Below are 12,219 nucleotides of genomic sequence, written 5' to 3'. Positions count from 1 at the left end.
CTCTCCCTTCTGTTTAAATATAGTTTCTCGTAATATCGGCAAGCTTCGCATCATTTGTACCATTTCCAAGCGCCGCAAACTTCCACTCATTCTCGTGGCGATAAAGTTCTCCGACGATTAACGAAGTTTTTCCTGCATAGTCATCTTTTAAATTATATTTCACTAATTCTTGATTGTTTGAACGATCAACGATGCGAATGTAAGCATTTTGAATCATACCAAAGTGTTGGTTTCTTCTAAGGGCATCATAAATGTTGACGACAAACACCAATTTATTCACATTACCCGGCACCTTGCTCAAGTTGACGAGGACTTGTTCATCATCTCCGTCTCCTTCACCAGTCAGGTTGTCACCTGTATGCTCCACACTGCCGCATTTGCTTTTTAGGTTGCCAAAATAAATCAAATCTTTATTTTCCGTAAACTTATCATTTTTCAGCATGAGCACTGAAGCATCACAGTCAACATCAGCGCCGCCTCCGCCGCCAAACAGCTTCCCTAAAAATCCGCCGCCTTTTGATACAGGGTCCCAGCCAAGTCCAACAAGAATATTCGTTAGCCCTGTTTTCCCTTTTGTTAAATCAATACGTTGACCTTTTTCTAATGTAATCGCCAAATCAATCACTCCTCCAGCATAATAAAAATCTATTTATTAAGCGATGGACCCTATTAAAATCATCATACATGAAAATTCGACAAAATTCATGAAATGACATTGGAGCCTCTTACTCTTTTTTCTATTTACTAGTATATACGATCTATGTTCAAGATAGGTTTCAAACACTTTATATTTTTTTAACGAAAGATGCACATTGGAAATGGTTCATGTCGTTAATGAAGTGTTTCATGTGAAACATTGTCGAAAGTTCCCGATGAACAGCTCTTGCTGATAAGGAGTGTATTGATGTGGTTTCATATGTCGATATAGAAAAGATAAAAGCAAAGGATAAAAGGATAAACCCTTTCGTTTCCTTCCACCTATGGATTTCTTTATACTTATATTCAGCATGTTGATGAAAGGATGTTGATGATGCCATCACTTCATATATTAGATCAAGTCGCCATTCCTAAAGGTCAGACAGCGCAGGAGACATTGATTCACACAACGCAGCTGGCTCAGCTGGCTGAAACGCTTGGATATGAGCGCTATTGGTTTGCTGAACACCACAGCACAAGAGGGCTCGCTAGTACAGCGCCTGAAATATTAATGGCTCATATTGCGGCTCATACATCGACCTTGCGTACCGGATCTGGCGGCATTTTACTTCCTCAGTACAGTCCTTTTAAAGTAGCAGAGGTCACGCGGCAGCTTGAAGCCCTTTATCCTGGACGGATTGAGATTGGTGTCGGCAAATCTCCGGGCGGGATTGAAAGGACGAGACTCGCTTTGACGGACGGCGTGCATAAAGACCTGTCTCAGTTTGACCGCCAGCTGAAGGACCTTCTTTTTTACTTATCAGACAGCCTGCCTTCTGGCCATCCGCATGCAGGCGTGAAAGCTGCTCCGCTTGTTGATGCTCATCCGCCGGTTTGGCTGCTTGGGCTGGGAGAAAATAGTGCCATGCAGGCGGCGGAGCTTGGAATCAACTATATTTTTGGCCACTTTATCCATCCTGCACGCGGCACACAAGCATTTGAGACGTATCGATCACACTTTTCTCCATCCGTCTTTTCCAGCCAGCCACAATCTATGTTTGCCATCTTTGTCATCTGCGGTGAAACCGATGAAGAAGCAGACAGGATCGCCAGCAGTACAGATTTATGGCTGCTGCGTGTTGAAAAAGGACTGGACAGCCGCGTTCCTTCTATAGAAGAAGCAAATGCCTATCACTACACCACACAGGAAAAGAAAAAAGTGCTGCAAAACCGCCAGAGGATGATTGTCGGCTCGAAGGAAACGGTGAAAGAGCAATTACAGATCTTGATGGACCGCTACCAAACGGATGACATCATGATTCTGAACAATTCCTTTGATCCGATTGAAAAACAACGTTCCTTCAAGAGAATAGCAGAATTATTTTGAAGCCAGCTTTCCAGGCTTCTTTTTTACATTGTCATAAAAAATGGGAAATGTAACATCAAGATGTCAAAATCCTTCCGTCTGTCATCTGATCGCAAATGTGTCTTCTAATCGTTAGCGAACTGTAAACGCATAAGAGGTGTACCTTTTATATAGTAGAGGTACATATTCAATGACCGGTTTACGCCGCTGAGAAAGAAGGAGATGACAGACATGAAAAAGAGACTCGATTGGGTAGATGCAGCTAAAGGAATTGGCATTCTGCTCGTGGTCATGGCGCATGTGCCTATTCCAGATTCGCTCAAGCAATTCATTTACTCTTTTCATATGCCGCTTTTCTTTTTACTATCAGGCATGATGTTTCGATCATCCTCATCCCCTGCTCTGTCATTTATTCAGAAAAAAGCCAAAAGCTTACTCTTGCCCTATCTCTATTTCTCCATCATTACGTATGTATTTTGGTTCTCCGTTACCCGCTTCTTCGCATTCAAGGGACAAACGGATATTGATCCCTTCGTTCCGTTTACAGGTATTTTCATATCCAATGCAGATGAAGCAAGACTCACACATAATCCAGCGATTTGGTTTTTAACAACGCTCTTTTTAGTGGAAATTTTATTTTTCTTTATGCATCGTCTTTCAAAAGGAAAAACCGCCGTGATCTTGCTGACTGTTCTTTGCGGAGGTGCTGGATATGCCTCTACCTTGCTTTTAGATCAAAGTCTTCCTTGGAACGCCAATGTCGCCTTGACGGCTGTTGTGTTTTATTCAATTGGATTTTTAGCAAAGCAATGGTTTGTGGAATTAAAAACAGATCCAACCCTTCTGTTATGTACAGGTCTGCTTGTGCTGACGGCTTACATGCAGAGCTTTAATTCACGGATCGATATGCGCGTCAACGACTACGGTGATCTCTTTATTTTCTATGCATGTGCTCTACTCGGTTCAGCTGCCGTGATTTATTTAAGCTTTAAATTGAAAACTTCCCCTATTTTGACGTATCTAGGGCGAAATTCTATTGTCATTCTTGTCTTGCAGTTTGCCGGCATCGATATCATGAAAGCATTTGTTTTTTATGGACTTGGTATCAATATTGCTGATACAGCACAGCTCTCTTGGACACTTTTTTATACGATCGGCACATTGCTGCTCATGGTGCCATGTATCTCCTTCCTGAGCAAGTATCCGATGCTGCTCGGCAAAACAGCCAAAGCCGCACAACGCTACGGACAAAAAACATCCGCCGGATGAACAGGCGGATGTTTTTTGGATTAATCATTAATTTGAGAAGGATAAAGTGTCATTCCGCCATCCACAAATAAGGTGGTGCCTGTGATATATGCCGCTTCCTTAGAAACGAGGAATGCAGCAGCGGACCCAATCTCCTTCGGTTCACCAAAGGTTCTCATCGGAATTTTCTCAAGCTGCTTTTGTTTTTTCAATTCATCCTGTAAATCATCATTCGATTCGGTTGCCATGGTACCCGGCGCAATCGCGTTGATTCGAATACCTGCTTCGGCATAATCAAGAGCCAGCGTCTTCGTCATCATATTCATTCCGCCCTTTGAAGTGGAATAATGAACGTTGAATGGGCGCGGAATTTCCTGATGGACACTGGAAATGTTTAAAATAGACCCTTTGATGTCATGCTCCATCATATAGGCGAGCGCAGCCTTTGCGCCTAAAAATGCACCTGTTATGTTCACATCGATGACGTTTTGCCATTGCTCCAGCGTCATCTCATGCGGCAGCGCTTCTTCGCCGTTGAAGCCTGAATTATTGACGAATACATCTACTGTACCGAAATGCTCCAGTGCTGTATCCATGATGGCTTGGATGCCTTCCTCTTTGGAGACATCTGCGTGTACTTTCACCGCCCCACCTCCGTGCTTCTGAATGGCTTGTACGGTCTCTTCAGCTCCATCTTCATCGCCTTTATAGTTCACAACCACATTCATTTCCTCTTGTCCAAACCGCAATGCGATCGCTTGTCCAATTCCTTTTGAAGAGCCTGTGACAATGGCTGTTTTCCCTTTTAAATCTTGATACATCTTTATTTCCTCCATTCACGTGCTTCATCTTGTTGATACACAATGGTTACCCATTTTGGAAAAAACAAAAACACAACCCTCTGTATTCGTACTCTAAGAGGATTGTGCGTTTCATCAAGCTAAAAGGTATTATAGACATTTTCACACGTTTCGGCGGTTGGCTGATAAAAGCAATGCGACTTATACCTTGCCACAAACGGCTGATTGTACCAAGTCGCCGGACAATCGCCAGGCGGTTTAAAATACCAAAGGCTGAATTTTGCCGGCCAAAAACGTTCTCCGTTAATATTTCTCCGCGCAAGTGTTTTTTCCGTTTCTCGTGCTCGTTGATAAAAGTAACCATGCGTGACCGCTTCGAATGCATGCTCCTGATAAATCATTTGTGGAATCGTACGCAGCCCTTTAAAGTCAGAGCAGTTGGCACGCAAACGATTGATGCCCACGTTTCCTACGAGCAGCATCCCTCGCCTCCCTTCACCTTCTGCCTCTGCTCTCAGCAGTCTGGCCATTAAATCAATATCAGAGCTTGTCGCTCTTACCACTGCCATATATCCACCTCCAGTTCGTTTCTCTTTTATTTTATGTAGTGTTTCTGTGTAGATGACTGCCATTTTTACATGAAAAAGCATGTTCAGTGTCGGCAGCCTGTCTAAATTTGCTGGACATGTGTCTCGCTGCCAACAACACTCAAACCAAGTGACCATATACATAACAGGAAGAAATATTCATTACTATATACTCATTTACAAGTCATAAAAATCCTTCTAATTGCGACATCATCTTCAAAAACAGTCATTTGAACCTATTCAATAATCCGACTCAAAACCTTAAAATATAAAATGTTGAGTTTCTACAGGAGATATCAAATAATAAATTACAAGTTTCTCCTCTCAACTTAGTGTCATTTTTACTACTTGAAGCCAATCAACCTCTGAAACGCACTGAGGTATTGACAGTACTTTCGCTTCATTCTACAGTAAAAAACATACAGTATTTTTCTTTTTGTGCAAAAAGAATGATATGAACTACAGCTTTTCAATGAAATTCACCATAAACCCGAGGAGGAAAACACGCCATGTTTAAAAAGAAATTATCCCTGTTTCTTCTGATCTTGTGTGTCACTGTTGTCGCTGCTGCTTGTAGTGGTGGAAAAGACAAAACAGCTGCGAAAGAAAACGATACCAAAAAATCTCTTGATGCAGCAGAGGTAAAGGTAGAAAGTGCTGAGTACACATTACCACCTCAATACGATACATCTGTACAGGATGATCAGTATGTACTAAAAGTGAATGTATCTGTAAAAAATATCAGCAAAGAGCCTCTCAATGTTGATAAAAGCAACTTCACGCTTTACCAAGATGACGCACAGGTATCTACGATCTCTCCAGATGACTACAACGAAGTATTATCTTCAAGCTCTTTAAATGCAGACAAAGTCACAAAAGGCGGTCTTTTCTTTGTTGTTGATAAAGAAAAAGACTATCAGCTTGTGTACACAGAGCCAGGCAGTGGTTCTAAAAAAGATGACAAAACACTAGAGTTCGATATTAAAGGTAAAGACTTAATGAAAAAAGCAGATACACTTCAAGCATCTGCAAAAGCTCTTTCTTCTTATATTGATGTAATGATTTTTGGTAAGAAAAACGACGATTTCGAAAAACTAACAGGTGATAACAAATCAACTGTTGTGAACGAATTTGATAAATCATTCAAGCAAGGCTATATCACTTCTTCTGGTATTTCTTCTAGCTCAGCGAAGGACGAAAACCTTGATAAGCTTTTAAAAGCAGTGAAAGAAACATTAGCTGAAAAATCAAAAGTATCAACCAAAACAAAAGCGATCAGTGGTGATAAAGCTGTCGTGACTGTCACTCTTACACCAATCGATGCAAGTCCGCTTGTCGATCGTTTGAAAGAGAAAGCGACTGAGTTCTACAGCAAAAACCGTTCAGCTTCTTATGATGAAGCGCAAAAATACTTACTTTCGATTTACCCAGATGAGTTTAAAAAATTAGGACCATCATCTTCTGAAGAAACAGTAGAAGTCAACATGAAGAAAAATGATATCGACCAATGGAAACTTGATTTGAACGATTACAAAACAAGCTCTTTAGTTGAGAAATTCATCAAGAACTAAAGGAAAACCCCCGATCCCGGGGGTTTTTTCTTAATTTAATTCGGTTGTTTCCTATATTTGATTCCGAAATACAGACAAGAAAGCAAGAAAATCGCCAGCCACACCCACTGGATATCCACCATAAATATAGTAATGGCTGCTAATATAGTGAGATCGAGCTTTTTTCATATCGCGAACATTTTATAAAGATGAATTCCTCTTTTCAGCTTCATATTCTTTAATGATCTCAATTGGATCAACCGCATCTTCCTCTTGTGCGTATTCCTCTATATAAGGAGTTGTTAATTTTTCAAACCTTTGCTCATCGTCTACTAAAGCAATATAGACATCATATCCCTCATAATCAGAAGGGAATAACGTTGCAGTAGAACTACCGGTTTCTAAAGCCTTGTCTATTGCATTTCTTAATTCTAATAAACCTACCCTGTTTCCCAAAATAAAGGCTTCAAAATGGTGTGTTTGCTGAGCATATATATTACATAGTCCTAACACATCATCGTCATCTGTTTGATAAGACCTACCCGAATTTCTTTATTTGGCAAAATTATGATAATTATATCATTTCCTCTTCCATCATGCTATCGCGAGCCTCTTTTATATGAATCTCTGAATATAAAAAAACTTGCAGAACATATCTGCAAGTTTTTCTTTATTTCGCAAGCATCCATTTCTCTTTCATAAACAAGCTTCTGACGATGACAAACAGGATGACGACTGCCAGTGCCGAGGAGCCGAGTGTCAGGGCGATGGACATTGGATCAATGATCCCAAACATCAATTGCTTACACAGCGCATGAATATTAAGGAATGGGATGGCAAAGTAATACGTATCTAGCTGCGTAGCACCTGCTCTCATGGTAAAGAACATTGGGAGCACACCTAGTGTAATGATCATGGACATGTACGACTGCGCTTCTTTGACTGAGCCCGACATCACACTGAGCAGTAATTCAATCATGGATACCATGAAGGAGAAGATGATAAGCGCCGCAAACATGACGCCGATAATGCTCCACATTTGATCACCAAAGTTCAGAGCTTGCTTCAGCTTTTCTGTAAAGAGCAAAGTGGATAGAAGCAGCATCCCGATCGCCACAATCCCACTTAAAATACCGAACATGGAGACAGCGAGCCATTTTCCGATGAGAATCTGGAGTCTGCTGGCCGGTGTCAGGAATAAGGCTTCAATTGATTTTCGGTCTTTTTCACCTGCTACAATATCAAGCGCAGCCGGCAAAGCTCCTGAGATGACGGAGGTTACCAAAATCATCGGAAGGAGAATCGACAACAGCATAGCGGTCACTCCATTTTCCCCTTCATCACCTTCTTCTACATCAACGGATTGCACTTCAAATGGATGAATAACGGACGTGTCGATTTGATCCGCTGCTAAACGCTTCTCGACTACTTGGTTTTGATACTGCTCCAGCAATGATTGCAGCATTTGAACCGTGATCACCGAATCATCATCTGTCGTATATCCATGAATTTTAATGGCGAATGGCTTTTGATGCTTGAGCATATCACCTGCTTCTTTCGGCATTTCCAGGTAAGCATTTGCCTTACCATCCTTGACGGCTTGCTGCGGATCATCAAATGTTTCAAGGTTTAGGTTTTTGACCTCTTTGATCATTTGGTTCATTTCCGCTGGAAGCTGTTCATTGATGGCGACTGTATAGGCTTTATCCCCTGGATCTGCAATCATGCTTTCATAAAAGAACACCAGCCCAAGCATCGTCAAAAGAGGAATCAGTACAGTTAAGAGCAACGTTTTTCGATCCCTCAGCGCATCTGTCATTTCTTTTAAAAAGACGGTTTTCCACATTATGAAATCCCCCTAGCGAGCTTCGACATAAAGATATAGTTCAAGTCTTCACTTTGTTCCTGTGCATATAATTCTGGAAGTGTCCCTTTGTACACAAGCTCTCCTTGATGAATCATCATCACACTGTCGCAAAGCTGGCTGACTTCTTCCATGATGTGGCTTGAAAAGAGGATCGTTTTATTTTGCTGTTTGAGCTGATGAATAAAATCTCTGAAAATATTACTCGACGTGATATCTAAGCCTGTTGTCGGCTCATCAAATAAGATAATGTCAGGATCATGAATTAACGTTCTGGCAATCGCCACCTTTTGTTTCATTCCTCTTGAGAATCCTTTCACCTTGCGATCCATATATTGTCTCATTCCAAAACGCTTTGCCAAATCCTCTATTCTTGCTTTGATTTCATGCTGATCTAAGCCATATAATTTGCCAAAGTATTCAAGGTTTTCTCTTGCCGTCAAACGGTCGTAAAGCCCCGTCTCTCCGCCAAACAAGACACCAATTCGTTTTTTCACTTCTGTTGCTTCTTTCACTGTATCAAAGCCTGCGACAGTGACTGTTCCGTGTGTAGGCTCTAATAATGTGGCTACGGCGCGCAATAATGTCGTTTTTCCTGCACCATTTTCTCCTAGGATGCCAACGACTTCCCCTTCCTTCACGGAGAACGTCATGTGTTTCATCGCTTTCACGACTTTTTTCTTATCTTTAAACCAGCAGCTGCAATCGCTGAGAGTAATCATTTGGTTCGCCCCTTTCAACTTTACTTTCTAAGTCTATGATAGAAAAAATAATGCCTGCCTGATATAAAAATGTCGCGAAACGTCCTTTTTCTGTCTTGAAATGATCTATTTCAAAAAAACAAATGGTAAAATAGACAAATAATAAGAATAGTCATAGGTGATTTTTATGATAAAAGTAGGTCTCGTCGATGATTACCGAGTAGATTTAGAAAAGCTGCACGCCATTGTAGGCAGGATGGAGGCTGTGGACATTGTCTTTGTCACGCAGTCAGCAGAGGATGCATATGAGAAGGTCAAAAAAGGAGACATTGATCTGTTGTTTGCTGACATTGAAATGCCTGGAATGTCCGGCTATGAATTAGCGGACCTCATTCACTCTCACGCACTGAATGTCGATGTGGTCTTTGTGACAGGAAACAGTGGATATGCGGTCCATGCGTTTGATTTGAATGTACATGATTATATTATGAAGCCCTACCAAGCTGATCGAATTGCGAAATCTTTAGAGCGTTATATGTCCACCAAGCAGGAGAAAAGCATTCATGGACGGCTTCTCATTAAACAGCAGTCAGATATTCATGTGCTGCAGAAAAAGGATGTCATTTTTGTTGAACGAACGGGCCGCTCAACAACTATCGTGACAACGACAGGAGATATTCAGACCTATCAGACATTAAACGAGTTAAAGGGCGATCTGGCTGAAAAGGATTTTATCCGATCCCACCGATCGTTTATCATCAATATTCATTACATTAAGAATTTCTCGGCGTATGCTAAAAATTCGTATATCGTGTCTTTTGAAGGTACAGATAAAAAAGCCATGATGACCAAGCAGCAATTAGAATTCTTTAAGAAATACTATTTTTAAGGAGAACGAACGTGAACGCTTTCTATCTTGGATTTCGCATTTATGCCCTCATATGGTTAGGTCTTGCGTTTCATGCAGCTGCTGAAGCCTTTCTGCCGTTAACATCCATTGTGTTGTGGCTTCTTACCTTTTGCGCGATGTGTGTTTATACATTTTTCATGTACAAAAGATTTTTGCCTCATACGAGTGGTGATGTGATATTAGGCGCTTTTCTACTCATCACCTGCGCAGGTCTTTTGCTGTTTGTAACGCAACCGAATGGGCTGACCTATCTTTTGGCGCTCATCATGATGGTGACAGTTGATATCCTCTCATTGAAGGTGATGCAGACAGAAAAACAGTTAAATGGACGGCTTCAAGAGCTCATAAAAGCAGAATCAAGAACCAACGAATTACTTCTTGAGATGCGCAGTAAACATCATGAAACAGCCAGACATTTAAATGCCTTTTCTTCGTCGAACGACGAGCGTGAGATCAAAGATTTGATTCAGCAATACGTCAAACATTTCCCATGGATGAAAGGCGAAAATGCTTATTTGGCCTCTACCCTACACTCCTTTTTGGAGCGGGCTGAGAAAGAGGACATTGCACTTTCACTAGACCTTCAAGCACCCTTTTCATCGCTTCCTTTTTCAAAGGCGGATCAGGTTAGTTTTACTGGCAACCTGCTTGATAATGCTCTAGATGCAGCGATTGAAGCGAAGCAAGCCGGAAAAGAGGGAAGCATTTCGGTCACGACTTCTATTCGGAGCGGGCTATTTTTAATCCATTGTGAAAACAGCACAAAAGGTATGGAAAAACACGTGCTAGATCATTTGTTCAAAACTTTTGGCCGCTCGACAAAAGGCGGCGATCATCAAGGCATGGGGACGTATATCATTCAACAGCTTGTTGAAAAGGCAGACGGTACACTTGATTTCACTTACCGTTCTCCAAATTTGCGGCTCGTCATCAAAATCCCTCTCACCATGTCATAAAAAAAGGTGCATAGCTGCACCTTTTTTTAGTGTTAAGAGAAGATCTTATCGATTTGATTGATTTCCTCTTCTGTTAATTGAACATCGTTTGTTTTTAGATTTTGCAGCACTTGGTCTGCTCGTTTTGCCCCTGGAATAATAGCATCAATGCCATCCTGCGCTAAGAGCCAAGCGAGTGCGACGTGTGCTGTTTCTGCATTCTTTGATTGAGCAATGGCTTTCAGCTTGTCTACTTTTTCGAGATTTGAAAGGAAAGCATCGCCTTGGAAAAGCGGGTCCTTTGCTCGAATATCATCAAATGTCGCATCTTTTGTAAATTTCCCAGTCAACAAGCCTGATGCCAATGGGAAATAAGGAATAAAGGAAATCCCATGCTCGACACAGTATGGAAGAAGATCCTGCTCTGCCTGACGTTTCAGCAGAGAATACTCCGATTGAAGCACGTCTAAGTAGCCATCTCGGTTAAAGGCTTGAAGCTGTTCAAAATCAAGGTTTGATGCACCGATTGCCCTGATTTTCCCTTCATCCTTCAATTCCTTTAATGTGCCTGCTACTTCTTCGAGCGGCGTGCGTCCATCCGGGAAATGCATATAGTACAAGTCAATATAATCAGTTTGCAGTCGTTTCAGGCTATTTTCAACCTGCTCTCTTAAGAAATCACGGCTGTTATCAAGTTCAATTTGCCCGTTTACTTCCTTATGAGCTCCTTTTGTCGCAAGGACAAGCTTTTCTCTGCCGCCTCTTTTGGCAATGATCTCACCGATTAATTCCTCTGAACGGCCCAGCCCATAAATAAAAGCAGAATCTAAGAAATTGACACCTTGATCAAGAGCCGTCTCCACAAGCTCCCGTCCAGCATCCTCACTAAGATTCGGGAATAAATTATGTCCACCTACTGCATTCGTACCAAGCCCTATCGGATTTACCTGCAAATCAGTTCGTCCAAGCGTTACCTTTTTCAAAAGCTCATCTCCCTTATCTACATAATCATCCTTATTTTCCCACGAATCATTTCCAACATTCAAGTATACCGCTCTCTAAAATCAACCTGCAGGTGGACGCGGCGAAAATAGAAGATGCGTATGATGAAGATAGACTAAAACGAAAAGGAGATCTTGTCATGACCATTCAAATTGTCATCATTATGATTATTCTGCTTTTAAGAACAGGCAAGGAAAAAGAAATCCGCCCCATCAGGCTTCTCATAGGACCGCTCATTTTATTAGGCACACTCTCTTATTCCTTTACCCAGCATATTGAAATTACGGCGATGAGCCTGCTTGCAATGATTGTCTTTGCACTCACAGGTTTTGCAATCGGGCTATGGAGAGGTAAACTATACAAAGTAACATATGATCAACAGTCGGGGCGTATCACCGCCGCCAGCTCACTCTATGGAACACTTTTTTTCATTGGAATCATCCTTATCCGGATGACAGTAGGTTCAATTGTACAGGATGGCGGTCATTCCCTGATTATTTTCGCAAATGGCCTGACATTCCTTCCAATCGGCAGTATGATCGGATTACGTTTTATTCTTTTAAAAAAATATATGAACATCAAGGCATCTGCTGCTATTAACTGACAGACAGGAGTTTTTG

At 41.5% G+C, this 12,219-nt stretch carries 13 protein-coding genes; 6 read left to right on the top strand and 7 right to left on the bottom strand.

Going from position 1 to position 12,219, the window contains the following annotated elements:
* Window positions 1-13 precede the first annotated feature (13 nt).
* Window positions 14-616, bottom strand: coding sequence for a TerD family protein (locus MHB66_RS01640; protein WP_034283211.1), 603 nt, complete (start codon window positions 614-616; stop codon window positions 14-16).
* Window positions 617-1,030: 414 nt separating this feature from the next.
* Between MHB66_RS01640 and MHB66_RS01635 the strand changes: the two genes are divergently transcribed.
* Together MHB66_RS01635 and MHB66_RS01630 are read left to right on the top strand one after the other, a co-directional pair.
* On the top strand, window positions 1,031-2,023 hold the full coding sequence (locus MHB66_RS01635; protein WP_046313741.1) for an LLM class flavin-dependent oxidoreductase: 993 nt from the start codon (window positions 1,031-1,033) through the stop codon (window positions 2,021-2,023).
* A gap of 210 nt (window positions 2,024-2,233) precedes the next feature.
* The gene (locus MHB66_RS01630) at window positions 2,234-3,271 is read left to right on the top strand and encodes an acyltransferase family protein (protein WP_046313738.1); all 1,038 of its coding nucleotides are present in this window, start codon (window positions 2,234-2,236) and stop codon (window positions 3,269-3,271) included.
* A gap of 20 nt (window positions 3,272-3,291) precedes the next feature.
* Here MHB66_RS01630 and MHB66_RS01625 read toward each other — a convergent pair whose 3' ends face one another.
* Window positions 3,292-4,071: a glucose 1-dehydrogenase gene (locus MHB66_RS01625; protein ID WP_034283207.1), complete on the bottom strand. Its 780-nt coding sequence runs from the start codon at window positions 4,069-4,071 to the stop codon at window positions 3,292-3,294.
* A gap of 119 nt (window positions 4,072-4,190) precedes the next feature.
* A complete protein-coding gene (locus MHB66_RS01620; protein ID WP_024424361.1) occupies window positions 4,191-4,619 on the bottom strand; it encodes a cell wall hydrolase in 429 nt (142 codons plus the stop codon).
* A 527-nt stretch (window positions 4,620-5,146) separates the two neighbouring features.
* Between MHB66_RS01620 and MHB66_RS01615 the strand changes: the two genes are divergently transcribed.
* Window positions 5,147-6,208, top strand: coding sequence for a DUF4352 domain-containing protein (locus tag MHB66_RS01615; protein ID WP_034283205.1), 1,062 nt, complete (start codon window positions 5,147-5,149; stop codon window positions 6,206-6,208).
* A gap of 180 nt (window positions 6,209-6,388) precedes the next feature.
* Here MHB66_RS01615 and MHB66_RS01610 read toward each other — a convergent pair whose 3' ends face one another.
* From MHB66_RS01610 to MHB66_RS01600, 3 genes are all read right to left on the bottom strand, one after another.
* Window positions 6,389-6,700 (bottom strand): hypothetical protein, encoded by a 312-nt coding sequence (locus MHB66_RS01610; RefSeq protein ID WP_046313737.1) that lies wholly within the window; start codon window positions 6,698-6,700, stop codon window positions 6,389-6,391.
* Window positions 6,701-6,857: 157 nt separating this feature from the next.
* The gene (locus MHB66_RS01605) at window positions 6,858-8,033 is read right to left on the bottom strand and encodes an ABC transporter permease (RefSeq protein WP_046313735.1); all 1,176 of its coding nucleotides are present in this window, start codon (window positions 8,031-8,033) and stop codon (window positions 6,858-6,860) included.
* A complete protein-coding gene (locus MHB66_RS01600) occupies window positions 8,033-8,773 on the bottom strand; it encodes an ATP-binding cassette domain-containing protein (RefSeq protein ID WP_025092774.1) in 741 nt (246 codons plus the stop codon). The genes MHB66_RS01605 and MHB66_RS01600 overlap by 1 nt, the downstream gene beginning before the upstream one ends.
* A gap of 166 nt (window positions 8,774-8,939) precedes the next feature.
* On the opposite strand from MHB66_RS01600, the gene MHB66_RS01595 reads away from it, so the two are divergent.
* Both MHB66_RS01595 and MHB66_RS01590 read left to right on the top strand, forming a co-directional pair.
* Window positions 8,940-9,641 carry a LytTR family DNA-binding domain-containing protein gene (locus MHB66_RS01595; RefSeq protein ID WP_046313733.1) on the top strand — a complete coding sequence of 234 codons (702 nt, stop codon included), beginning with the start codon at window positions 8,940-8,942 and terminating at the stop codon, window positions 9,639-9,641.
* Window positions 9,642-9,652: 11 nt separating this feature from the next.
* A complete protein-coding gene (locus MHB66_RS01590; protein WP_046313731.1) occupies window positions 9,653-10,618 on the top strand; it encodes a GHKL domain-containing protein in 966 nt (321 codons plus the stop codon).
* 32 nt (window positions 10,619-10,650) lie between these two features.
* On the opposite strand, the gene MHB66_RS01585 is transcribed toward MHB66_RS01590, so the two are convergent.
* Window positions 10,651-11,580, bottom strand: coding sequence for an aldo/keto reductase (locus MHB66_RS01585; RefSeq protein WP_024424368.1), 930 nt, complete (start codon window positions 11,578-11,580; stop codon window positions 10,651-10,653).
* A gap of 158 nt (window positions 11,581-11,738) precedes the next feature.
* On the opposite strand from MHB66_RS01585, the gene MHB66_RS01580 reads away from it, so the two are divergent.
* The gene (locus MHB66_RS01580) at window positions 11,739-12,203 is read left to right on the top strand and encodes a DUF1453 domain-containing protein (protein WP_231293948.1); all 465 of its coding nucleotides are present in this window, start codon (window positions 11,739-11,741) and stop codon (window positions 12,201-12,203) included.
* Window positions 12,204-12,219 lie beyond the last annotated feature (16 nt).

Source organism: Bacillus sp. FSL L8-0167 (assembly GCF_038630295.1).
GTDB classification, from domain to species: Bacteria; Bacillota; Bacilli; order Bacillales; family Bacillaceae; genus Bacillus; species Bacillus safensis.
Note: the sequence above shows the minus strand (reverse complement) of the source record. Positions and strands in the feature narration are given on the sequence as shown.

Coding starts and splice junctions, on each gene's coding strand:
- MHB66_RS01635 (WP_046313741.1), top strand. CDS start 1,031: ATGCCATCACTTCATATATTAGATCAAGTCGCCATTCCTAAAGGTCAG.
- MHB66_RS01630 (WP_046313738.1), top strand. CDS start 2,234: ATGAAAAAGAGACTCGATTGGGTAGATGCAGCTAAAGGAATTGGCATT.
- MHB66_RS01625 (WP_034283207.1), bottom strand. CDS start 4,071: ATGTATCAAGATTTAAAAGGGAAAACAGCCATTGTCACAGGCTCTTCA.
- MHB66_RS01620 (WP_024424361.1), bottom strand. CDS start 4,619: ATGGCAGTGGTAAGAGCGACAAGCTCTGATATTGATTTAATGGCCAGA.
- MHB66_RS01615 (WP_034283205.1), top strand. CDS start 5,147: ATGTTTAAAAAGAAATTATCCCTGTTTCTTCTGATCTTGTGTGTCACT.
- MHB66_RS01605 (WP_046313735.1), bottom strand. CDS start 8,033: ATGTGGAAAACCGTCTTTTTAAAAGAAATGACAGATGCGCTGAGGGAT.
- MHB66_RS01600 (WP_025092774.1), bottom strand. CDS start 8,773: ATGATTACTCTCAGCGATTGCAGCTGCTGGTTTAAAGATAAGAAAAAA.
- MHB66_RS01595 (WP_046313733.1), top strand. CDS start 8,940: ATGATAAAAGTAGGTCTCGTCGATGATTACCGAGTAGATTTAGAAAAG.
- MHB66_RS01580 (WP_231293948.1), top strand. CDS start 11,739: ATGACCATTCAAATTGTCATCATTATGATTATTCTGCTTTTAAGAACA.